At 68.3% G+C, this 22,283-nt stretch carries 19 protein-coding genes and 1 pseudogene; 7 read left to right on the plus strand and 13 right to left on the minus strand.

Going from position 1 to position 22,283, the window contains the following annotated elements:
* Positions 1–26: 26 nt before the first annotated feature.
* Positions 27–710: a TetR/AcrR family transcriptional regulator gene (locus JNUCC0626_RS28065; protein ID WP_394613754.1), complete on the plus strand. Its 684-nt coding sequence runs from the start codon at positions 27–29 to the stop codon at positions 708–710.
* Positions 710–1,024, plus strand: a complete 315-nt coding sequence (locus tag JNUCC0626_RS28070) for a DUF4873 domain-containing protein (protein WP_394613755.1) — start codon at positions 710–712, stop codon at positions 1,022–1,024. Before JNUCC0626_RS28065 ends, JNUCC0626_RS28070 begins: the two co-directional genes overlap by 1 nt.
* On the opposite strand, the gene JNUCC0626_RS28075 is transcribed toward JNUCC0626_RS28070, so the two are convergent.
* The 3 genes from JNUCC0626_RS28075 to JNUCC0626_RS28085 all read right to left on the minus strand — a co-directional run bounded on the left by JNUCC0626_RS28075 (position 1,021) and on the right by JNUCC0626_RS28085 (position 9,635).
* Positions 1,021–8,535: a DUF7507 domain-containing protein gene (locus JNUCC0626_RS28075; protein ID WP_394613756.1), complete on the minus strand. Its 7,515-nt coding sequence runs from the start codon at positions 8,533–8,535 to the stop codon at positions 1,021–1,023. The genes JNUCC0626_RS28070 and JNUCC0626_RS28075 overlap by 4 nt on opposite strands.
* A 190-nt stretch (positions 8,536–8,725) precedes the next feature.
* On the minus strand, positions 8,726–8,950 hold the full coding sequence (locus JNUCC0626_RS28080; RefSeq protein WP_285646894.1) for a DUF3107 domain-containing protein: 225 nt from the start codon (positions 8,948–8,950) through the stop codon (positions 8,726–8,728).
* Positions 8,951–8,993: 43 nt separating this feature from the next.
* Entirely contained in the window at positions 8,994–9,635 is a 642-nt protein-coding gene (locus tag JNUCC0626_RS28085) for a ferritin-like fold-containing protein (RefSeq protein ID WP_382440228.1), read from the minus strand.
* Positions 9,636–9,819: 184 nt separating this feature from the next.
* Here JNUCC0626_RS28085 and JNUCC0626_RS28090 point away from each other — a divergent pair, with 184 nt between their 5' ends.
* Genes JNUCC0626_RS28090 through JNUCC0626_RS28100 form a run of 3 tightly spaced genes read left to right on the plus strand, consistent with a single transcriptional unit; the run spans position 9,820 to position 13,666 of the window.
* Positions 9,820–11,436, plus strand: a complete 1,617-nt coding sequence (locus tag JNUCC0626_RS28090; protein ID WP_394622118.1) for a DEAD/DEAH box helicase — start codon at positions 9,820–9,822, stop codon at positions 11,434–11,436.
* 5 nt (positions 11,437–11,441) lie between these two features.
* Positions 11,442–12,776 carry an Rv3212 family protein gene (locus JNUCC0626_RS28095; RefSeq protein ID WP_394613757.1) on the plus strand — a complete coding sequence of 445 codons (1,335 nt, stop codon included), beginning with the start codon at positions 11,442–11,444 and terminating at the stop codon, positions 12,774–12,776.
* Positions 12,777–12,784: 8 nt separating this feature from the next.
* Entirely contained in the window at positions 12,785–13,666 is an 882-nt protein-coding gene (locus JNUCC0626_RS28100; protein ID WP_394613758.1) for an alpha/beta fold hydrolase, read from the plus strand.
* Positions 13,667–13,696: 30 nt separating this feature from the next.
* Here JNUCC0626_RS28100 and JNUCC0626_RS28105 read toward each other — a convergent pair whose 3' ends face one another.
* The 4 genes from JNUCC0626_RS28105 to JNUCC0626_RS28120 form a co-directional block, all read right to left on the minus strand.
* Positions 13,697–14,128: a hypothetical protein gene (locus JNUCC0626_RS28105; protein ID WP_394613759.1), complete on the minus strand. Its 432-nt coding sequence runs from the start codon at positions 14,126–14,128 to the stop codon at positions 13,697–13,699.
* Complete coding sequence (locus JNUCC0626_RS28110) at positions 14,125–15,432, minus strand: O-antigen ligase family protein (RefSeq protein ID WP_394613760.1); 1,308 nt, start codon at positions 15,430–15,432, stop codon at positions 14,125–14,127. Before JNUCC0626_RS28110 ends, JNUCC0626_RS28105 begins: the two co-directional genes overlap by 4 nt.
* A gap of 137 nt (positions 15,433–15,569) precedes the next feature.
* Complete coding sequence (locus JNUCC0626_RS28115) at positions 15,570–15,860, minus strand: hypothetical protein (protein WP_394613761.1); 291 nt, start codon at positions 15,858–15,860, stop codon at positions 15,570–15,572.
* Between the two features lie 565 nt (positions 15,861–16,425).
* Positions 16,426–17,265, minus strand: coding sequence for a RecB family exonuclease (locus tag JNUCC0626_RS28120; RefSeq protein ID WP_394613762.1), 840 nt, complete (start codon positions 17,263–17,265; stop codon positions 16,426–16,428).
* A 42-nt stretch (positions 17,266–17,307) separates the two neighbouring features.
* Here JNUCC0626_RS28120 and JNUCC0626_RS28125 point away from each other — a divergent pair, with 42 nt between their 5' ends.
* Positions 17,308–17,610: an ArsC/Spx/MgsR family protein gene (locus JNUCC0626_RS28125; protein WP_394613763.1), complete on the plus strand. Its 303-nt coding sequence runs from the start codon at positions 17,308–17,310 to the stop codon at positions 17,608–17,610.
* Here the strand turns inward: JNUCC0626_RS28125 and JNUCC0626_RS28130 are convergent.
* The 4 genes and pseudogenes from JNUCC0626_RS28130 to JNUCC0626_RS28145 form a co-directional block, all read right to left on the minus strand.
* Positions 17,607–18,169: pseudogene (locus tag JNUCC0626_RS28130) on the minus strand (MarC family protein). The gene JNUCC0626_RS28125 and the pseudogene JNUCC0626_RS28130 overlap by 4 nt on opposite strands.
* Positions 18,170–18,232: 63 nt before the next feature.
* A complete protein-coding gene (locus tag JNUCC0626_RS28135) occupies positions 18,233–19,090 on the minus strand; it encodes a PHP domain-containing protein (protein ID WP_394613764.1) in 858 nt (285 codons plus the stop codon).
* Between the two features lie 36 nt (positions 19,091–19,126).
* Entirely contained in the window at positions 19,127–19,687 is a 561-nt protein-coding gene (locus JNUCC0626_RS28140; RefSeq protein WP_285646795.1) for a PH domain-containing protein, read from the minus strand.
* Positions 19,688–19,752: 65 nt separating this feature from the next.
* Positions 19,753–19,911, minus strand: coding sequence for a hypothetical protein (locus JNUCC0626_RS28145; protein WP_169746024.1), 159 nt, complete (start codon positions 19,909–19,911; stop codon positions 19,753–19,755).
* 140 nt (positions 19,912–20,051) lie between these two features.
* Between JNUCC0626_RS28145 and JNUCC0626_RS28150 the strand changes: the two genes are divergently transcribed.
* Positions 20,052–20,465, plus strand: a complete 414-nt coding sequence (locus JNUCC0626_RS28150; RefSeq protein ID WP_394613765.1) for an NUDIX hydrolase — start codon at positions 20,052–20,054, stop codon at positions 20,463–20,465.
* A gap of 28 nt (positions 20,466–20,493) precedes the next feature.
* Here JNUCC0626_RS28150 and JNUCC0626_RS28155 read toward each other — a convergent pair whose 3' ends face one another.
* Complete coding sequence (locus JNUCC0626_RS28155; RefSeq protein ID WP_394613766.1) at positions 20,494–21,489, minus strand: DUF2332 domain-containing protein; 996 nt, start codon at positions 21,487–21,489, stop codon at positions 20,494–20,496.
* A 15-nt stretch (positions 21,490–21,504) separates the two neighbouring features.
* Complete coding sequence (locus JNUCC0626_RS28160) at positions 21,505–22,011, minus strand: MaoC family dehydratase (protein WP_090065688.1); 507 nt, start codon at positions 22,009–22,011, stop codon at positions 21,505–21,507.
* Positions 22,012–22,283 lie beyond the last annotated feature (272 nt).

Below are 22,283 nucleotides of genomic sequence, written 5' to 3' on the forward strand. Positions count from 1 at the left end.
CGGTTACTTCTGGTAGCGTGCGTCACATGGCACGCACTGTCAAGGGGCCGGACGCGCGACGTGAGCGGTGGAAGGGTCATCGCGAGCAGCGCCGGGCGGAGTTCGTCGAGGCCACGATCGCCGTGGTGGCCAAGAAGGGGCCGGACGTCGGCATGGACGACGTGGCCGCGGAGGCCGGCGTCAGCAAACCCGTGCTGTACCGGCACTTCACCGACAAGTCCGACCTGTACCTGGCAGTGGGTCAGAAGGCCACCGAGGTGCTGATGGACCGGATGGGGCCCGCGCTCGCCGCGGAGGGCTCGATCCGCGACCGCATCACCAACATCGTCGACGCCTACCTGTCGGTCATCGAGGAGAACCCGAACCTCTACCGGTTCGTCGTGAAGGGCTCCTTCGCGGACCGGCCGGTCGAGAAGGACGTGGTGGCGGAGGACAAGAACCTCATCGCCGCGACGCTGGCCCGCCTCATCGGCGACTACCTGCGCGCGTTCGACATGGACTCCGGCGGTGCCGAGCCGTGGGCGCACGCGCTGGTCGGCATGGTGCAGAACGCCGGCGACTGGTGGCTCGACCGCCAGACCATGTCCCGCGCGAACCTGAGCGACTACCTCGCCACGATCATCTGGCACGCCCTCGACGGACTGCTGCGATCGGCAGGGGTCGAGATCGACCCCGCAACGCCACTCACCCCTCTGCGATTGGTGGACTGATGAGCGAGCACGAGCACGACGAAGAGGGCTACACCGGCGCCGCCACGCTCGTGTTCGGCGAGGACGAGGTCGCCGTCGAGGTCGAACTGCGGGGCTACTTCCAGCCGATCGACGGCCGCTACCACTGGTACGGCCGCGTGAAGAAGAACGACGACGTCACGAGCCGGGTCGAAGGCGGCGCGCGGTCCGCGTTGCTGCGCACCCCCACCGGGCAGGCGGAGGGGACGCTCACCGACCAGGACCCGTGGGGCCGGTACCGGGTCGGTGGCATCTCCACTCCGCCTTACAAGATCGAGGAACCCGCCGAGCACTAGGCTCGGCGCCTCATCCACACACCCACGACCAGCAGGATCAGACCGAACGCCGCCAACGGCAGAGCCGGGAAACCGGTCCACGCGATCGGCGAGTCATCCCGCACCTTCACGGTCGCCGAGCAGCGGGGATCGGACCCGCCGGGCTTGCAGTTCGAACCCGGCACGTCCGACGTCACGACGTTGCGCAGGTCCCCGGCACCCGAGGCGGTCACCCAGTACGTGACCGTCGCCGAAGCACCGACCGCCAGCTCACCGCTCCAGCTCAACACCGGTGACGCGAACGTGCCCGCGTCGGTGCCGCCCCAGGTCGCGTGCTTCAGCACGTCGGCCAGGGAGTCGTCGAACGACGCGGAAACCGGTGTCTGCCCGGTGTTCCGCACGGTCACGGTGTAGGTGATCCGGTCGCCCGGCTTGGCCTGCGCCCGGTCCGCCTTCTTCACGATCTCCAGCCCGGACACCGGCGTCTCGGTCACGCAGTCGTCAGGGCAGTTCGACGGCGTGTCCGACGTGACCACGTTGCGCAGCTTGAAATCGCCGGTCGGCGGGTCGTTCACGCGCACCCGGTACGTCACCGACTTCGTGGCGCCGATCGCCAGCTCGCCACTCCACGTCAACCGCGGCTTGCTGAACGTCCCGGCACTCGTGTCCACAAAGGACGCGTCGTCCAGCACGCCGCTCAGGTCGTCCACGAACGTGGCCGGGGCCAACGTGGTCTGGCCGGTGTTCGTGACCGTCACGGTGTAGCTGACGAGGTCGCCGGGTTTCGCGGACGTCCGGTCGACCTTCTTCACGATCTCCAGCCGCGGCACCAGCACCTCGACCGAGCAGCCCTCGCGGCAGTTCGAGCCGGGGGTGTCGGACGTGACGACGTTCTTCAGCCGCAGGTCGCCCTTGCTCGTGACGGTCACCGAGTACCGGACCGTCGCGGACGCGCCCTGGGCGAGGTCGCCCTTCCACGTCAACCGAGGCGCCGCGTAGACCGCGAGCCCCGAAGTCGAGGCCGCGTCACCGTTGTAGGTCGCGTCGTCGAGCACCTCGGTCATGTCGTCGACGAACTCCGCGTCGCGCAGCATCGTCGCGCCGGTGTTGGTGACGACGATCGTGTACGTGACCTTCTCCCCCGGCTTGGCCTCGGCCCGGTCAGCCTTCTTCACGATCTGGAAGCCGGCGATCGGGGTGTCCGTGGTGCAACCGTCCGAGCAGTCGGTGTCCGGCACGTCCGACGTCACCACGTTCTTCAGCCGCTTGTCGCCGGCACCCGTCACCTTCACCGAGTACGTGACGGTCACCGACGCACCGACCGCCAGGTCACCGGTCCACGTCAACTGAGGCGCCGCGAACGACACCGAGCCGCCAGAAGCCGCCTGGTCACCGTTCCACGTCGCGTCGTCCAGCACACCGCTCAGGTCGTCGGTGACCGTGATTCCACTGTGGACCGTCTTGCCGGTGTTGGTGATCACGACGGTGTACTCGACGTCGTCACCGGGCTTGGTCGAGGCCGCCGAAGAGGTCTTCACCAGCTTCAGCCCCGCGATCGGAGTCGAAGTCGTGCAGTCGACGCACTTCCCGCCCGGCGTGTCGGTCGTCACCACGTTGTCGAGGCTGAAGTCGCCGGTCACCAGGTTCTGCACGACGACGGTGTACTTCACGGTCGCCGTCGCGCCGACCGGCAGATCGCCGGTCCAGGTCAGCTTCGGCGCGGCGACCGTCACCGTGCCGCTCGACGCCGACCAGGTCCCGAACGTCGCGTCGTCCAGCACCTTGCTCAGGTCGTCGGAGAACGTCGCCCCGTCGAGCTTCGTCTTGCCGGTGTTCCGGACGGTGACCGTGTACGTGACGGTGTCGCCCGGCTTGGTCGACTCCACGTCGACGGACTTGCTGACCTCCATGCCCGGCAACGGGGTCGAGGTCGAACACTTCGGGTCCGTCGATCCCGGCGGGCAGTTGCCACCGGGGTTGTCGGACGTGACGACGTTGTTCAGCAGGTGGTCACCAGCCGCGGTCACCTGCACCGAGTACGTGATCACGGCCTGCGACCCGATCGGCAGCGCACCGGTCCAGGTCAGCTGAGGCGCCGCGAACGTCACCTCGCCCACGGTCGCCGCCGCGTCGTCGTTCCAGGTCGCGTCGTCGAGCACGCCGGTCAGGTCGTCGCGGAACGAGGCGTTCTGCGCGGTCTGGCCGGTGTTCCGCACGGTCACGGTGTACGTCACGACGTCACCGGGCACCGGGTTTCCGGGCGAGACCGCCTTCACGATCTCCAGGCCCGCCACGGGAGTGTCGGTCGTGCAGCCCTCGGAGCAGTCGGTGCCGGGAGTCTCCGACGACACGACGTTCTTCAGCCGCTTGTCCCCCGCACCCGTCACCTTCACCGAGTACGTGACCGTCACCGACGCACCGACAGCGAGCGAGCCGGTCCACGTCAGCTGAGGTGCCGCGAACGACACCGAACCCGCCGACGCCGCCTGATCGCCGTTCCACGAAGCGTCGTCCAGCACACCGCTCAGGTCGTCCGACACCGAGATTCCACTGTGGACGGTCTGGCCGGTGTTGGTGATCGTCACCGTGTACGTGACGGTGTCACCGGGTTTCGTCGTCGCGGGATCGGCCTTCTTCACCAGCTTCAACGAAGCCACCGGCGTGTCCGTCGTGCAGCCGTCGACGCAGTCGTTGCCGGGCGTCTCGGACGTGACGACGTTCTTGAGCCGCTTGTCACCGGCCCCGGTCACCTTGACCGTGTACGTGACGGTCGCGGTCTCCCCCACGGCCAGCTGCCCGGACCAGGTCAGCACCGGTGCGACGAACACACCGGCGCTCGTGCCGACCCACGTGGCGTCGTCCAGCACGCCCGTCAGGTCGTCGCGGAACGACGCGTCGAGCACGGTCTTGCCGGTGTTCCGCACGGTCACCGTGTACGTCACGACGTCGCCCGGCTTGGTCGACGCGGGCTCGGCGGTCTTCTTGATCTCCACGCCGGAGACCGGGGTCGTGGTCGTGCAGTTCGGCACGCAGTTGTTGCCGGGGGTGTCGGAGGTGACGACGTTCGTCAGCTCGTGATCACCCTTGCCGGTCACGACGACCGTGTACGTGATCGTCGCCGACCCGCCGATCGGCAGCGTGCCGTTCCAGGTCAGCACGGGCGAGGTGAACGTGCCCGCGCTCGTGCCGCCCCACGTCGCGTCGTCCAGGACCTTGGTCAGGTCGTCGCGGAACGAGGCGTTCAGCTCGGTCTGGCCGGTGTTCCGCACGGTCACCGTGTACGTCACGACGTCACCGGGGTTCGCGGACTTCCGGTCGACCGTCTTCACGATCTCCATGCCGGGCAACGGGGTCGTGGTCGAGCACTTCGGATCGGTCGAGCCCGGCGGGCAGTTGCCGGGCACCTCGGTGCTGACCCGGTTGACCAGCTTGTGGTCGCCCTTGATCGGGTCGTCGACGCGCACGACGTACGTGACGGTGGCCGTGGCGCCGATCGCCAGGTCGCCGGTCCACGTCAACGTCGGCGCGACCAGCGCGACGGTGCCCGGCGTGGCCTGCCCGGACACCCAGGTGGCGTCGTCGAGCACGCCGGACAGGTCGTCGGTCACCTTCTCGCCGGTCAGCGGCACCTGGCCGGTGTTGGTGATCGTCAGCGTGTAGGTCACGGTGTCGCCGGGGTTCGCGGCCTGCCGGTCGACCTTCTTCTCGATCGTCAGCTCGCGGCCGGGCGTCTCGGTGCTGCACGACGGATCCTTCGAGCCCGGCGGGCAGTTGTTGCCCGGGGTGTCCGAGGTGATCTTGTTGTTGAGCTTCTTGTCGCCGGGGTTCGGGTTCTTCACCGTCACCGTGTAGGTGATCGTGGCGGTGCCGCCGATCGGCAGGTCGCCCTTCCACTCCAGCCGCGGCCACACCAGCGTCACGGCACCGACCGTGGCCTGCGCGTCGTCGTTGTAGCGCGCGTCGTCCAGCACCTGCGTCAGGTCGTCGGTGAACGACGCTCCTGTTTGGACGGTCTGGCCGGTGTTGGTGACCCTGATCGTGTACGTCACGGTGTCGCCCGGCACGACCTGGTCGCGGTCGTCGGACTTCTCGATGCGCAGACCGGCGATCGGCGTGCTGGTCGAGCACTTGTCCCCGCCCGGGCAGTTGGCGCCGGGCGTGGTGGACGTGATCACGTTGTCCAGCTTGAAGTCCTGCGGGTCGCCGACCTTCACGGTGTAGGTGACGGTGGCGGTGCCGCCGACCGCGAGGTCACCGGTCCAGGTCAGCCTCGGCGCGGTGAACGTCGCGGAACCCGTTGAGGCCTCGGCGGAAACCCACTCGGCGTCGTCCAGCACCTTCGACAGATCATCGGTGAAGGTCGCGCCCGCGACCGGGGTCTTGCCCGTGTTCCGGACCGTCACGGTGTACTTCACGACGTCGCCGGGCTTGGCCGACTCGCGGTCCACCGCCTTCTCGAACTCGACGCCGGACACCGGAGTGGTCGTCGTGCAGTTCGGCACGCAGTTGTTGCCGGGCGTGGTGGACGTGACGACGTTCGTGAGCTGCTTGTCGCCCTTGCCGGTCACGACCACGGTGTAGGTGACCGTCGCCGACTCCCCGACCGCCAGCGCGCCGGTCCAGGTCAGCGTCGGGGCGGCGAAGTTCGCGGTGCCCGCAGAAGCCGTTGCGGAGCCCCAGGTCGCGTCGTCCAGGACCTGGGTGAGGTCGTCGGCGAACGAGGCGGCGAGCGGCGTCCTGCCGGTGTTCCGGACGGTGACCGTGTACTTCACGGTGTCACCGGGGTTCGCCGACTGCCGGTCGACCTCCTTCTTGATCTCCACCCCGGAGACCGGCGTCGACGTGCGGCAGTCCGCGTCCGTCGAGCCCTCCGGGCAGTTGTTGCCGGGCGTGGTCGACGTGATCACGTTGTCCAGCAGGTGATCGCCCTTGCCGGTCACCTTGACCGTGTACGTGATGGTCGCCGAACCACCGACCGCGAGCGAGCCGGTCCAGGTCAGCACGGGCGAGGTGAACGTGCCCGCGCTGGTGCCGATCCAGTCGGCGTCGTCCAGCACCTTCGACAGGTCGTCGGAGAACGTGGCGTTCAACGGAGTCTTGCCGGTGTTGGTGACTTTGACCGTGTACGTGACGGTGTCACCAGGGTTCGCGGACTGCCGGTCGACGGCCTTCTCGATCTTCAGGCCCGCGACCGGAGTGGTGGTGCCGCACTTCGGATCCGTCGACCCGGGCGGGCAGTTGCCACCAGGAGTCGTGGACGTGATCGCGTTGTCCAGCTGGAAGTCGCCCTTGACCGGGTTGGTGACGCGCAGCGCGTACCTGACCGTCGCGGAGCCGCCGATCGGCAGGTTGCCGGTCCAGGTCAGCTTCGGCGCGACGAACTCGGCGGTGCCGGACGACGCCTCGGCCGACACCCACTCGGCGTCGTCGAGCACGCGCGCCAGGTCGTCGGTGAAAGTGGCGCCCTGCCAAGGAGTCTTGCCGGTGTTCGTGACGGTGACGGTGTACGTCACGGTCTCGCCGGGGTTCACCGACTGCTTGTCGGCCTTCTTCTCGAAGCTGATGCCGGACACCGGGGTGTCGGTCGTGCAGCTCGGCACGCAGTTGTTGCCGGGCGTGTCGGACGTGACGACGTTGGTGAGCTGCTTGTCGCCGTTGCCGGTGACCACGACGGTGTAGGTGATGGTCGCGGACGCACCGACGGCCAACGCGCCGTTCCACGTCAGCTTCGGGGAAACGAAGTTCGCCGTGCCAGAAGAAGCCGTTGCGCTGCCCCAGGTGGCGTCGTCGAGCACCTTGGTCAGGTCGTCGACGAACATCGCGTTGAGCTGCGTCTTGCCGGTGTTGGTGACCTTCACCGCGTACGTGACGGTGTCGCCGGGGTTGGCCGACGCGCGGTCGACCGACTTCTCGATCTTCAGGCCCGGCGTGTTCACCGTGGTCGAGCAGTCGGGGTCGGTCGAGCCGACGAGGCAGTTGCCGGCGCTGCTGACCACGACGTTGCGCAGCTGGTGGTCGCCGGTGATCGGGTTCTTGACCGTGACGGAGTAGGTGAGGGTGACGGTCTTGCCCTTGCCGATGTCACCCGACCACGTCAGTTTCGGGGCGGTGTAAGAGATCGAGCCCGAGGTCGCGGCCTGGTCGTTGTTGAACGTGGCGTCGTCGAGCACCTGGGTGAGGTCGTCGGACACGCTCAGCCCGGTGACGTCGGTGGCGCCGGAGTTGGTGATGGTGACCGTGTACGGCACCTGCTCACCGGGGTTCGCGGTGGTCTTGGTCGTGGACTTCTTGATGTCCAGGCACTCGACCGGCAGGCGGTAGTCCTCGACCTCGCCGCTGTCCGCGAGGCCCTTCTCGTTGCGCACCTGCTCGAGGTTGTAGCTGGCCCGGAAGCGCGCGTAGGTGTTGCCGCACTTGATTCCTCCCGGGATCTTCCAGGTGATCGTGACCGACGTGGCACCGGCACCGAAGTCCGTGCAGGCGCGTTCGTTGCCGCTGTCGAACGTGCCGTTGCCGTTGAAGTCGATCCACGCGCAGACGCGGCCTGATTGCGAGGCTCCGGAGAGCTTCACCGCGACCGAGTAGTCCTCGCCGGCGTTCGACCTGGCCAGGCGTGGGAACGTCGCCACGCCGTCGTCGAGGTCGTCACCGTTGGGCAGGTTGTTGTCCGCGCCCGCCGCCACGGCCTTGGGGCTCGGCGACGTCGACCCGGTGTTGATCACCGTCGGGTTGTCGGCCGACACACCCGAGCCCAGGACGAGGTCGCTGATCGTGTGACTCGCCGCGGCACCGGTGTCGTAGCTCGCCGGGGCGTCGCCGAAGTCCTCGTCCACGGACACACCCGCGACGTAGAAGTCGTCGGTCGCCGTGCTGCTGTTGGTGAGCATGTCGACCTGGAAGCTCACGGAACTGATGGTGCCGTTGAGCTTCACGCTGCCGCACGACGCGGAGGCCTGCCTCGCGCCGTTGGTGTTGCACGTGACGTTGAGGTTGCGGTTGGGCGCCTCGATGCGGGTGCCGTTCTGCCCGATCGTCATGTTCATCGCGCCGTCGAGCGGCCCGCTCAGCGTGACTCCGCCCGAGGTCAGCGTGTGCGCGACGTGGGTGCTGCCGGTGTTGCCGATGGTCGCGCCACTGCCCGCGATGTGCAGCACCGGGTTGAGCACCGGCCGGTTGAACGAGAACGTCAGCGTGCCCCGGTTGAAGCAGTCGACGAACGCGGGACACCCGGTGGCCGCCGCCGTCAGGCCGATCAGGGCCGTGGAGGCGGGGATCTGCGGCCGGAAGTTGCCGGGCACCGCGCCCCGGTCGCCGGGAGGCGAGTTCAACGTCGTCAGCCGCAGGTTCGCCCCGGACACCGACGCCGTGACCTGCGTGCCGGACGACAGCGTCGACCGCGCGGAGGCGTTGGTCGCGGGCAGCCCCGACGACGAGGACCACGACCCGGCGGCGTGCGACTGGTACGCCTGCGCGGGCAACGAGAAAGTCGTTGCCGAAACCACGAGCAACAAGGCCAGCAGGGCGGCGCGCATAGCACTCCTCAGCAGCGTGACGACCCGATCACGCTATGTGCGCGCACATGCCTCTACCAGCGCATTCACCGCTTCAGGCGACTGTGACGCGGCGCCGGAATGCGAGTTCGGAGACCGTGCCCGATACTGCGCGGTCTCGAAAGAAAGGGCCCCGGTCGCGATGACCGGGGCCCTTCTCGTGCTAGCTGACTCAGGCGCCGAACCCGACCTTGCGCGAGTCCTGCGGGCCGATCTCCACGTACGCGACGCGGCCAGCGGGCACGACGAACCGCGCACCCTTGGCGTCCACCAGCGACAGCACGCTGGACTTGCCGGACACCGCGTCCGCGACCAGGGCTTCGACCTCGGACGGGTTGAGCTCACTGGTCACGACGAGTTCCCGCCCGCTGTCGGCGACGCCGATCCTGACCTCCACGCTGACCTCCGTGCTCAAGAGAAAAATCTAGGGCCGAGCCTACCTAGCCGAGACCCAGCTGCGTCATGCGCCGCGCGTGCGACTGCTGAAGCCGGCGGAACAGCTGACCGATCCCGGCGAGGTCCCCGGACCCCCTGATGATCAGCTCCGAGAGGCCGTCCCGCTCCGCCACCACGTACTGGGCCTGCGTCAACGCTTCGCCGAGCAGCCGCCGGCCCCACAGCGCGAGCCGGTCGCGCACCCGCGGATCGGCCTCGACGGCGGCCTGGACTTCGCGTTCAGCGAACGCCGAATGACCCGTGTCGGCGAGCACGTGGAGCACGAGCTCCTGCGTCGGCTCGTCGAGCCACGTGGCCACCTCGCGGTAGAAGTCGGCCGCGAGCCCGTCCCCCACGTACGCCTTCACCAGCGACTCGAGCCACGACTTGGGGCTCGTCGACTCGTGGAACGCGTCGAAGCCCTTCACGAACGGCGCCATCGCGTCCTCGATGGCGATGCCCTCGGTGGCGAGGTGCTTCTGCAACTGCGTGAAGTGACCGATCTCGGCGGCGGCCATCTGCGCGAGCGCGGCACGCCCGGCCAGTGTCGGCGCCGAACGCGAGTCCTCAGTCATCCGGTCGAAGGCTGAGAGCTCACCATATGCAACCGCTCCCAGAAGATCGACAACACCCTCCGCAACACCCATGAGACCGAACTCTAGTAGTCAAATGTGTCTTGGCAGGTAGAATGGCCTTGGACGCCCGGCGTGACGAGTGTGACGAACCGCCGCGAGGCGCACGAAATGGTGCGCGTACACCTTTCCCGCAGCTGATCCTCCAAGCGCGGTCGAGAGGCCCGGCAGGGCTCGTACGCGCTTGGTACGAGAGAGGCTGATCACCCTGACCGCTGAAGTAGAAGCACATCTGGACCCGGTTCTCCTGGAACACAGCGAGGCCGGAGTCGTCGAAGAAGACACGTCGCACCCGTTGCTGGCAGACGCCCCGGTGCAACCCACTTCCCCGTCGTTCGCCGAGCTCGGAGTCCGCGACGAGATCGTCAAGGCGCTCAGCGAAGCCGGTATCGAACGCACCTTCGCCATCCAGGAGCTGACGCTCCCCATCGCGCTCGCGGGTGACGACGTCATCGGCCAGGCGCGCACCGGCACCGGCAAGACCCTCGGGTTCGGCGTACCGCTGCTGCACCGCGTCGAGTCGCCCGGTGACGGCACTCCGCAGGCCCTGGTGGTCGTGCCCACCCGTGAGCTGTGTCTCCAGGTCGCGCACGACCTCACCGACGCCGGCAAGCACCTCGACCTGAAGGTCGCCGCGATCTACGGCGGCATCCCCTACGAGCGGCAGATCTCCCAGCTGCGCAAGGGCGTGGACGTCGTCATCGGCACGCCCGGCCGCCTGCTCGACCTCGCGGAGCAGCGCCACCTGGTGCTCGGCAAGGTCCGCATGCTGGTGCTGGACGAGGCCGACGAGATGCTCGACCTGGGCTTCCTGCCCGACATCGAGCGCATCCTGAACATGGTTCCGGACGAGCGGCAGACGATGCTGTTCAGCGCGACCATGCCGGGCCCGATCATCACGCTGGCGCGGACGTTCCTGAACCAGCCGACGCACATCCGGGCCGAGGAGAACGACGCCGGCCAGACGCACGAGAACACCTCGCAGTTCGTCTACCGCGCGCACTCGATGGACAAGCCGGAGATGCTGGCCCGCGCGCTGCAGGCCCGCGGCCGGGGTCTGACGATGGTGTTCGCGCGGACCAAGCGGACCGCGCAGAAGGTCGCCGACGACCTGACCGAACGCGGGTTCGCCGCGGCCGCCGTGCACGGTGACCTGGGCCAGGGCGCGCGCGAGAAGGCGCTGCGGGCGTTCCGCAACGGCAAGGTCGACGTGCTGGTCGCCACCGACGTCGCCGCGCGCGGCATCGACATCGACGACGTGACGCACGTCATCAACTACCAGTGCCCCGAGGACGAGAAGACCTACGTCCACCGCATCGGCCGCACGGGCCGTGCCGGGCGCACGGGCGTCGCGGTCACGTTCGTCGACTGGGACGAGACGCACCGCTGGGCGTCGGTCAACGACCTGCTCGGCCTCGGCGCGCCGCTGCCGGTGGAGACCTACTCCACCTCTGACCACCTGTTCTACGACCTGGACATCCCGACCGGCTCGACGGGCAGGCTGCCGCTCAGCCACCGCACCCGCGCGGGTCTCGACGCCGAAGAGGAGGAGCAGCTCGACACCGGCAAGCGCAAGCGCCGTCGTCGCACCGGCTCCACCCGCTCCGGTGAGGGCCAGGCGCCGGAGGCGGCGGAGGAGACCCGCCCGAAGCGGACCCGGTCGCGCACGCGCAGCCGGGCAGGCGTGACGCCGGAGGGTGGCGAGCAGACGCAGGTCAGCGCGCCCGAAGGGGCCGAGAAGGCCGCCTCCGACAAGCCGCGCAGGCGTCGGCGTCGTCGAACCTCTGCCGAACAGGCCGCTCCTTCGGCAGACTGATCACCATGTCGTCCCCCGGTTCCGACGTCACCGAGGTCGAGGACGTCCTCGACGAGCCCGCGCACGAGAGCGCGGCGCCCGTCGGGGACCGCCCGCCCGCCCGGTCCTGGCGCACGCGCGCCGACTTCATCGCCATCGCGTTGATCGCCGTAGTCTCGATCACCGCGTCCGCGCTGACCTGGGCGTTCAGTGATGCTCGCGCCACGACGTCGGTCACCGGGCCGTCGTCGTTCGAGCAGCTGCCCGACGTGGCGAACCTGCCGCCCGCGCTCGCCGAGGTCTGGCGAGCGGCGAGCGGCGCGACGCTGTCTCCCGTGGTCGTGCAGACCGCGTCGAAGGAGACCGGCGAGGAGAAGCCGTCGACCGTCGTCACCGGCACCGGTGGCGAGGTCAACGGCCGCGACCCGCTGACCGGGGACGTGCGGTGGACGTACTCGCGCGACCTGCCGTTGTGCACGGTCAGCACGGCGTGGGGCCGGGCGATGGCGCTCTACTCCAAGGGCACGAACTGCTCGGAGCTCACCTCGCTCGACGGCGTGACCGGCGAGCGGCGGGCCCAGCGCAACGGGGACGCCGAGACCGGCACCGCGCTGCTCAACGAGGGTTCGCACCTGATCACGACCGGGTCGAAGTTCGTCGAGGTCTACCGGCGCGACGACCTGGTGCGGTCGCTGGAGTACGGCGGCCTGCGCGCGATCGTGAACCCGAACAAGCAGCCGCGGGTCGGCTGCACGTACGGCTCGGTGGCCGTGACGACCGGCAAGTTCGCGATGATCGAGCGCTGCCCGGACGACGCGTCCGACCGCGTGACGATCCTCAAGCCGAACCCCGACAAGTCCGACGAGCCCAAGGTGTTCGGCAGTTCGGTCACCGGCGCGAAGAACGCCCAGGTCGTGGCCATCACCGAGAAGTACGTCGCGGTGGCCGTGCCGAACCCGAGCCGGGTGCTGATCTACGACGCCGAGACCGGCAACCAGATCAACGAGGCACCGATCGACGTGCCGGAGTCGGACTTCACCGACCCGCCGAACCACGTCTCACGGGTGTTCACGACGAAGACGAACGCCTTCTGGTTCACCGGATCGCGCACGGTCTCGCTGTCGCTGGAAACGCTCACTCCACTGTGGACCGCCAACGACACGCTCGGCGCGGGCACCACGCTCGCCGGCCGCGCGCTCATCCCGGTCAAGGACGGGCTGCGGGTGTTCGAACAGGCCACCGGCGCCGTCGTCGGCACGTTCCGGGTGAACCGCGAGGGCCACACCGGGCCTGTGCAACTCGCCACAGCGGGTCCCGTTGTGCTCGAGCAGCGTGGCGAAACCCTGGTCGCGCTGCGATAGTTCAGCTCGTGTACTCGCAGCTCAGCCCGCACCGGGCGCAACGCGTCGACTTCCCGGGCCGTTACGGCACGATCGCGGCGCTGCGCGCGCCCGCCATGGGTGACGACGCGATGCGCACGACCGTGCTGCTCGTGCCGGGCTACACGGGGTCCAAAGAGGACTTCGCGCCGATGATCGATCCGATCGCGGACGCGGGTTTCGAGGTCGTCGCGATCGACCTGCCCGGCCAGCAGGACTCCGACGGCCCGGACGACGAGGCGCTCTACCGTCCCGCTCCGCTGGGTTCGGTGATCGCCGAGCTGATCGGGAAGATCGCGGCGGACGGCCGGAAAGTGCTGCTGCTGGGCCATTCCTACGGTGGTCTGGTGTCACGGGCGGCGGTGTTCGCGGGTGCGCCGATCGCGGGTCTGACGCTGATGTCGACGGGCCCGTCCGAGCTGCCCGCCGGCGAACGCCGGATGGTGCTGGACGTCGGCGAGCACGTGCTGGCCGAGCAGGGCGTCGAGGGCACGCAGAAGCTGAACGAGCTGCGCTCGCAGCAGAACCCGGCCTACGCGGCGTTGCCGCAGGAGCTGAGGGACTTCTACCGCAACCGGTTCCTGGCCTCGCCCGCCGCCGCGTTGCTCGGCATGGGCAACGGCCTGCGCTACGAACCGGACCAGGTGGCGAAGCTAGCCCGCACGTTGCGCTCGTCCGGCACGCCCTGTCTGGTGGTGTGCGGTGACGCCGACGACGCGTGGACGCCCGCCACCCAGCGCGACATGGCCGAACGCCTCGACGCGGACTTCGCCGTGCTGCCCGGCGGCGTGATGCACTCGCCGAACACCGAGGCGCCGCTGGAACTCATCGCCACGCTGCTGCCGACGTGGCGGGCCTGGCTGACGTCGTAGAACGCCGGCCAGACCCCTGGACCCGTCGAACTACTTGACGCCGATGTAGCGCTCGTCGAAGGCGTTGTTCGGGTAGGCCTGCAGATCGGCCTTCACGTACGCCTTGTTTCCCTTGACGAACGCCTTGGTGGACGCGGCGACGGTGACCTTCACCGTCTCGAACCCGCCCGTGCAGGTGACGCCCTTGGACCCGCCGCCGGTCGCCACGTTGCCGTTGCCGACGGCCTGCGTCGCGCTCACGTACATGTACGCCGACGTCGAGGTCACCGGGCAGACGTAGGTCACGTCGACCTCGATCGTCGCGCCCTTGGCCCTGAGGTTCGCGGGCGCCTCGACTCTGACCAGCGACTGCGAGGGCGACTGCGCGCTCACGTCCGCCATGACCGGCGCGACGGACGCGAGGATCGCGCCCCCGGCGACGGCGAAGACGGCGAGCGACTTGCCCCCGGACAGCTTCTTCATGGTGTTGCGGTCCCCTCTTCCATTCCGTCCGTTGTGGACGGAAACCCCAATCCGGCGCAGAGTCCGGCGACGATCAGAACCACGGGCAGGTGCCACAGGAAGTCGAACCCGCTGTGCACCAACACCACCACCACAGCCGCGAACGCCCCGGCGTGCAACGGCGTGCTCTTCTTCCCGCCCCACATCCGCACGAGCACGGCACCGATGACCGCGAGTGCCAGCGCCAGCCCCACCACGCCGAGCTCGACAAGCACCTGCAAGTACTCGTTGTGCACATAACGCATCACACGGGCCCCTTCGTCGCCTCGGACGAAGAAAAAGATCGCTTCCCCGGGCCCGGTACCGATCAACGGCTGCTGCCCGACGAGCTCGAACGCCGCCTCCGTGGCCTGGCTGCGGTCCGGCGAACTGAACGAAACCCGCGTGGCCAGCCGGTCGGCGAAGGCGACCGCGATCGCCGCAACCCCCGCCGACACCACCACGGCCACCGGCAACAGCAACTTCTTCAGCCGCGGCAACCCCACCGCGACAACCGCGCCCGCCACCAGCCCGGCGAACGCCAGCAACGCCTGCGGCTCCTCGTCGACCCGCATGGTCGGCAACAACGCGGCGACGGCGGCAGCGGCACCGAGCAACGGCGGCACAGCCCGCTCGACGGTCTCCTTGACCCCCACCAACACCGCGAGCACAACCAGCCCGACCAGCACCGCGATGACCCCGGCACGACTCATCGTCGCCCCGATCCCCACGCAAAGCAGGAACCGCATGACGTTCATCAACAACGAAGTCTTCAACACCAACGACAACACCGCCGCAGCCGCCATGACCGCAGCAGCAGCGTTGGGATAGGTCAACGTGGAAGCGGCCCGCGCCAGCCCCTCCGCCACCGTCGTCCACCCCGGCACCCGCCACACCACAGCGACCCATCCGGTCACCCCGACGAGCGCCCCGACCCCGACCACCACAGTGGCGAGCAACTCCCGTTGCTCCCGATCACCCTGCGCCGCAACGACTGCGGCTCCGACGAACACCGCAACGGCCACCGCAGAAGGCACCCCGCTCAGCACATCGCCGGCGAGCACCCCGCGCCCCAGAGCCCAAACCGCAAACGCTCCCCCAAGCGCCGCGAGCGCGCCGAGCCGAGGCCGTGCCACCACAACAGCAGCCACGACCAACACAGCCGACAAAATCCGCCCAGGCAGGTAGTACCCACCCTGAGCAACAACGGCAGCCGCGAACCCGGCGACCACCAACAACGCGGGCACCGACAACGAATCACGGCGCGCGCCGACAACGTCCCCCACGGCCACCGCGTCCCCCAAGGCTCGCCGAACCCGCTCCCCAAGCGGATCGACTGCACTGTAGGTGCCCGACGACCAGGACGGAAGCACAAATAGCGAACCGATGCACCAACCGCCCACCTCAGGCGGCTAGCACCGACCTATGCCCACCAGAACGTCCACAACGTGACCCCGCTGACCACAAACACCCCGAGCGAGGCCACAGGCGCCCGCCAATCGGCATACCGATCGGCCACAACCTGCCCACCAACCACCAACACAGCAGCCACGACGTGGGCAACGACAGACAACGTGCCGGGCCCGGGCAGGTCACGCGTGTTGGCGTAGAACTGGACGCCGATGTTCCCCAGGGCGAGCAGCACCAGGCCTACCGCGAGCACCCCGCTCACAGCACGCAACAACCCGAAGACCCGCGAGGGCCGCTCAGCCACGTCCACTTCCACCTCCGCCACCCTACGGGTCCGCCCGATTCCAGCCAGTCAGGCCCCGAGCTCCCCCAAGCCGAGACCACCGCCGCCACAGTGGCAGACGCACGACCGCGGCCCTGGTTCCAGCCGGGGCGGGAGTGCGAGGTGAGGTGGGGCCGGGTGAGGTGGGCAGAGCTCTAGCTGGCCGAGCGCGAGGCAGCCGAGAGCCGGGTAGCCGGGAGCTAAGCGACCAATGGCTTGAGGAGAACGCGGCCAAAGGCGAGGCGTCCTTGAGTTTCTTGGCTCAACGCGCGCCCGAGCTACGCAATGCCGAAGGCGAGCCGACCGTCTTGGCTGCACCGATCAGCCGGTGTGGTGACGTGCGGTGTCAAGGTGCCCACGTACGCGTGGGATTGGGGCTTGACTTTGGGTGCGAGGTGCTACGCCTGTCTGGGATCGGCCGGGCGCTTTTCAGCCCGGCCTTTCCGGCCGACCAGCGCCTCGCAAGGGCCCCGAAGTCAAGCCCCAATCCCTATCGTCGCGAAGCGGCGATGAATTGACCCGGCTCGTCTCAAGTCTTTGCCCCAACCTACGGCGCCAACAGATCCCAAGGCTCCAACGGCGGCACAGCAGCCTGCCCCTCATCACAACTACGCCGAAAATCGCACCACTGACACTGCCGCCCCACCACAGCCGGAAACAGAATCTCCTGATCCCCACCGGCCTTCAAAGTCTCCGCAGCCAGATCGATCTCATCGGCAGCCTCCTCGGCCCGCCGAACATGCCGCCCCAACGACTCCTCGGTGTGCTCCCACACCGCAACCGACCCGGACGGCAGATGATGCAACTCCACCCGCCGACAGGGCTTCCGCAAGGTCCGCCGAGCCGCCAAGGCGTACAAAGCCAACGCCTGCGACCCGCGAGCATCATCAGAAGTCAGCACGTGCCGCCCGGTCTTGTAATCCACGATGACCAACTCGCCATCGCGGTAGTCGATCCGGTCGACCCGCCCCTCGGCCACGATCCGCTCGGTAGGGGAAGAAACCCACCGCTCAACCCCGAGCGGCTCGAAGTCGACATCCAACGAAGAAACATAATCGTGCACCCACTCCTGAGCCCGCCCCCGGTACTCAGCAGCCTGGTCCACGTCCCGGAACCCGTCCGACTTCCACTGCCGCCCCACCAACGCCACCGCCTGGTCAGGCGTGCGACGGTCAGCGGGCAGATCAAAAAGTGCCTTCAGCGCGTTGTGCACCACCGCACCGAGGGTGTTGTGCGCCCAAGCACCGCCCCGAGGCGGCGAGGGCCGGTCCAGGTACGTCATCCGGTACCGGCGCGGGCAGCTCGTCCACGTCGAGAGCTTCGCGGGCGTGACGCGCACCAGCCGGCGCGGTGCGGCGGTGCCGAAGTCGAAGCCGAGTTGTTCCACCCCAACCAAGTTACTCACCACCCCTGACAGAAAATGAGGGGCATGGAGATCTGGCACAACCCGCGCTGCTCGAAGAGCCGCGCCGCGAAGCAACGCCTCGACGAGGCGGGCACCGACTACACCGAACGGCGCTACCTCGAGAACCCACCCACCGCGGCCGAACTCGACCACGTCCTCGAGCTCCTCGACAAGCAACCCTGGGAGATCGCCCGCACCAAGGAAGCCGCCTACCCCCAGGACCTCGAGCACGACCGCGCCAAGTGGATCGCGCACATGGTCGCCAACCCGAGCCTCATCGAGCGCCCGATCATCATCGACGGAGACCAGACGCGCATCGAGCGTTAAGCGCCCGCGATGAAGCCCTGCACGGACGACGCGACGAGCTGCACGGCGATCGCGGCCAGCAGGAGGCCGGCGATCTTGGCCATCAGCAGGATGCCGCTCTCCTTGAACACCTTGATCAGCAGGCCGGCGGACCGCAGCGTTCCCAGCAGCACGAGGTGCACGGCCACGATCGCCGCAGCCAGCGCGAAGTACGAGCCCCACGCGCCGTCGGCCTGACGCACGAACACGATGGTCGCCGCGATCGCACCCGGACCGGCCAGCAGAGGCGTCCCCAACGGCACGAGGGCGATGTTCACGTCCTCCACCTCGGGGTGGTTGGTCGCGCCCTTGCCCGTCAGCAGGTCCAGCGCGCGATCAGCAACAGCAGCAACCCGCCCGCACCCTGCAGGGCGGGGATGCCGATGTGCATGTAGGCGAGGATCGAGTTGCCGGCGACCGCGAACAGCGTGATCACCAGGAACGACACCAGCACGCCCTGGCGCGCCGCCTGCTTGCGCGCCTCCCGCGACTTGCGGCCGACCAGACCCAGGAACACCGGCACGGTGCCCGGAGGGTCCATGATCACCAGCAGCGTGATCGAGGCCTCGATGAACAGCCGCACGTTGAACACCGCACCACCGCCCTACCCGACGAGGATCTTGGCTCCGGTCGCCTTCTCCGCCAGAGCATCCAGCATCTCCGGTGCCGTCGTCTCCGCGCCGAGCCGCACCGTCTTGTTCGTGCCGTGGTAGTCACTCGACCCGGTGACGATCAGTCCCAGCTGATCAGCCAGCGTCCGCAACGACCGCCGCGTCTCCAGGTCGTGGTCCGGGTGGTCCACCTCGACACCGGCCAGACCGGCGGACGCCAGCGAGGACACCACCGAAGGCGCCACCACGGGACCGCGGGACCGGGCGAACGGGTGCGCCAGCACGGTGACGCCGCCCGCCTCGGTGATCATCTCGATCGCGCGCTCGACGGGGGTGTCCGTGCGACCGACGTAGTACTGGCCGCCGGTCAGGAACGTCGCGAAGGCCTCGTCGACCGACGACACCACGCCGGCCCGGATCAGCGCCTGGGCGAGGTGGGGGCGGCCCGCGGGGGCGTCGAACGGCAGGCGCGACATCAGGTCGACCGGGTCGATCGGGAAGCCGTCGGCCTGCATCATCTCGGCCATCTTCTGCAGCCGCGAGCGCCGTTCCTCACGCAGGCGTGACTGTTCCTTCATCAACATGGCGTGCGTGGGGTCGTACAGGTACGCCAGCAGATGCACGGTGATGGTGTGGCCGTAGCCGTCCGCCGAGGAGCACGAGAGCTCGGCGCCGCGGACCAGCCGCAGGCCAGGAGGCAGTGCGGCGGTGGCCTCGGCCCAGCCGGCCGCCGTGTCGTGGTCGGTGATCGCCACCGCGTCGAGCCCGGCTTGCGCCGCAGCCTTCACCAGTTCGGCAGGGCTGTCGGTGCCGTCGGACTCGGACGAATGGGTGTGCAGATCGATGACCACGTCGTCCAGTGTGGACGACGTGACGAACGACCCGCGTTACGGGACCATCTTCTTGCCGCGCGCGGCGCGCTGGGCCTTGATCATCGAGAAGCGCTCGGCCTGGGCCTTCTTGTCGCCGAAGGTCAGCTCCGAGATGGCGTCGTAGACCTCTTCGGGGTCCGGCAGGAACTCCAGGCGGTTCAGCGCCTGGATCTGACCTGCCGACTCCACGATGAGCGTGCCGTAGCCGAGCATGCGCCCGCCCACCGTGCGCTCGTAGGTGAGGTCGGTGACCTTGCTGATGGGCATCATCGCAACCTTGGTCTCGAAGACGCCCGAGGTCAGCATGAAGCGCTTGTCGGTGACGACGATGCGCTCCACCCACCACTCGATGATGAAGTACGAGAGGCGCAGCAACACGAGCAGCGCCCCGTACCACAGCACGTTCTGGATCACGCCGGCGTCGGCCGGGAGCAGGTACGAGATCATCATGAAGCCGGCGAGCAGCGCCGCCGCCTCCAGGACGTCCCAGATCAGGTAGGACCAGTGCCTGCGCACCCGGATGACCCGACGCTCGCTCGACAGCAGGTAGTCGTCCGGATCACGAGGTGCGAACATGCGCTACCAGCCCTTCCTGGTACCAAGACCTGCTCCAGGCCACCGCACAGGTGGCTGGTACCAGACTAGAAGACGGAACGCACAAACGTGATCAGTGCCTCGGCCGCCGTGCGGAGCGAGTTGAGGATGTTCTGCACGAGTTGGGCCGCCTGCTGGGGCTCCGCGATCAAGAAGAACAGCAGCAAGGCGATTCCAGCGAAAGTGAGAATCTTCTTCAAGTTCACGGTGTCCACCCCGTCCGCGTCGCACCCGTTTGGCGCCGTTCGTGACCGTTGTACAGCACGATTCAGCACCTTGGGAGATTTGTACCGCAGCCGGGGTAGCGGACAGCACCGCCATTCCAGTGTGACTACGCTTCGTGATCGTGACCGCCAGCAGCAAGCGCACGATCCGTTGCGTCGGAGCCATCGTTTTTGACTCGTTTGGGCGACTCCTGCTCGTGCGACGCGCCAACCCGCCTGGTGAGGGCATGTGGTCGGTACCAGGCGGGCGCGTGGAGCCAGATGAGACGGATGAGGCGGCCGTGACTAGGGAACTAGTCGAGGAGACGGGACTCTCCGTCACCGTCGGGCGCCTGGTCGGCTCCGTTGAGCGACCGTCCCCGAACGGGGTTTACGCGATCTTCGACTACGAATGCCAGGTCACGTCGGGTGTGCTCCGAGCGGGCGACGACGCATCGGATGTCGCTTGGGTCGACAGTGCGACCTTGGACACACTTCCGACCACCGAAGGGCTCGTGGAAGCGCTCTCCGAGTGGAACTGCCTGCCCAAGGCCTGATCAGGGTTCACGCGATCGGGGCGGGCGTTCAACGCCAAACGAGACGTTGCCCGTGGGCCTCGGTGGTGGCCAGAGTGGTCACTTGCACGCCTGACTCACCGACACGGATGAGGCGCAGCTCACCGTCCTCGTGCGCGGCCCACCAGACATCCTTCCCCAATGCGGACAAAGCGGGTGTGAGGTCCAGTCCCGAGCCGCTGGAGATGACGACCAGCGGAACGTCGATCGGCTCGACGGCCTTGGCGAGGTCCGCGACGGGGTCTCCGGCCACGAGGCGCGGCGGGTTCTTGCGCAGCACCCCGGCCGCCACCCCGAACAGCCGCAGCCGCTCCGGCTGGTCGGCCCACACACAGGCCTCCAGCCACGCGTAGGCGTCCTCGTCGGCCAGGTCGGCCGGTGCCACCCCGATGCCCGCCTTCGCGGCCACCTTCACCGTCTTGGGCAGCTTCGGCAGCACGGCGCCCGGCGCGAGCTCCAGCGCGCAGTGCAGCCCCAGCGCGGCCTTGGCCGGTCCGGCGACGACCTGGCCCGCCTCCGCGGTCTGGTAGCGGTACGAGTACTGGTCGAGCCCGAGCAGCAGGCCCGCGGTCGTCGCGACCTCCACGAGCCCGATCGGCCCGCCCGCCTGCTTCGCCGCCGCCGCGACGGCCGGGTAGAGCAGGGCCGCGCGCCGCACCTCGTTCGACTGCACGACCTGGGTGCTCACGAGCGCGCGGACGCGTTCGGCACGTTCCAGCACGAAGTCCCGGAACAACGGCCAGGTGCTCTCGTCCGCGCCATAAGTGCCGCCGAGCGACGGGTAGTAGTTCGAGAGCTGGTGGAACGGCTCCGCCTGCACGAGCCGATGCGCCGCCGCCAGCAGGAGTTCGCCCGTGGCGTTCTCCTCGCCGGCGGCGGTCAGCAGGTCGGCGACCTCCGGATCCGCCGCAGCGCGCGACGCGAGGTGCTCGTAGAGCGGCGAAGTCGCCGCAGCCTCCTCCGCGAACGCTCTCAAGCGCTGCTGTGCCAGATCCAGAGAAGTCACGTCACTACCCCAAAATCAGTTGGAGACGGGTTCAGGGCGCCCCGGCTGCTCTCCACCGCGGGCCTCGCCGTATGACTGCTTCGGCACCATGACCTTGCGCCTGAAGATGCACACGACCGTGCCGTCCTGCTTGTAGCCGCGAGTCTCCACGTAGACGACGCCCCTGTCGTCCTTCGACTTGGACGGCGTCTTGTCGAGCACCTCGGTCTCACCGTAGATCGTGTCACCGTGGAACGTGGGCTTCACGTGCCGCAGCGACTCGATCTCCAGGTTGGCGATCGCCTTGCCGGAGACGTCGGGCACGGACATGCCCAGCAGCAACGAGTAGATGTAGTTGCCGACGACGACGTTCTTGCCGAAGTCCGTCGTGTTCTCCGCGTAGTTCACGTCCATGTGGAGCGGGTGGTGATTCATCGTGAGCAGGCAGAACAGGTGATCGTCGTACTCCGTCACCGTCTTGCCCGGCCAGTGCTTGTAGACCGCTCCGACCTCGAACTCCTCGTAGTACCGACCGAACTGCACCGCGCCTCCAACTACGTGTGATCGAGATCTGCCACAGGTGGGGAGACAGTCTTTACGCGGAGGGAGTACCCTCGGCAACCGGTGTGTGAGGATTTCCACCACCAGTGACTTCGCCCCGAGGAGGTGAGGACCCCTAAATGAGCAAGGACCCCCACCCTGCCAGTACCAGGCGCGTCCTCTCCGAGGTGGCTCTCTAGATCCCTTTCTGGATCGTTTCGCCGTTCCACCCGGTCAGGACGCCCGTCGTGCATCTGCACTTCACGTCGGCGCGT

The organism is Lentzea sp. JNUCC 0626 (genome assembly GCF_043632865.1).
Classification (GTDB): domain Bacteria; phylum Actinomycetota; class Actinomycetes; order Mycobacteriales; family Pseudonocardiaceae; genus Lentzea.

Coding starts and splice junctions, on each gene's coding strand:
- JNUCC0626_RS28065 (WP_394613754.1), top strand. CDS start 27: ATGGCACGCACTGTCAAGGGGCCGGACGCGCGACGTGAGCGGTGGAAG.
- JNUCC0626_RS28070 (WP_394613755.1), top strand. CDS start 710: ATGAGCGAGCACGAGCACGACGAAGAGGGCTACACCGGCGCCGCCACG.
- JNUCC0626_RS28075 (WP_394613756.1), bottom strand. CDS start 8,535: ATGCGCGCCGCCCTGCTGGCCTTGTTGCTCGTGGTTTCGGCAACGACT.
- JNUCC0626_RS28085 (WP_382440228.1), bottom strand. CDS start 9,635: ATGGGTGTTGCGGAGGGTGTTGTCGATCTTCTGGGAGCGGTTGCATAT.
- JNUCC0626_RS28095 (WP_394613757.1), top strand. CDS start 11,442: ATGTCGTCCCCCGGTTCCGACGTCACCGAGGTCGAGGACGTCCTCGAC.
- JNUCC0626_RS28105 (WP_394613759.1), bottom strand. CDS start 14,128: ATGAAGAAGCTGTCCGGGGGCAAGTCGCTCGCCGTCTTCGCCGTCGCC.
- JNUCC0626_RS28125 (WP_394613763.1), top strand. CDS start 17,308: ATGGAGATCTGGCACAACCCGCGCTGCTCGAAGAGCCGCGCCGCGAAG.
- JNUCC0626_RS28140 (WP_285646795.1), bottom strand. CDS start 19,687: ATGTTCGCACCTCGTGATCCGGACGACTACCTGCTGTCGAGCGAGCGT.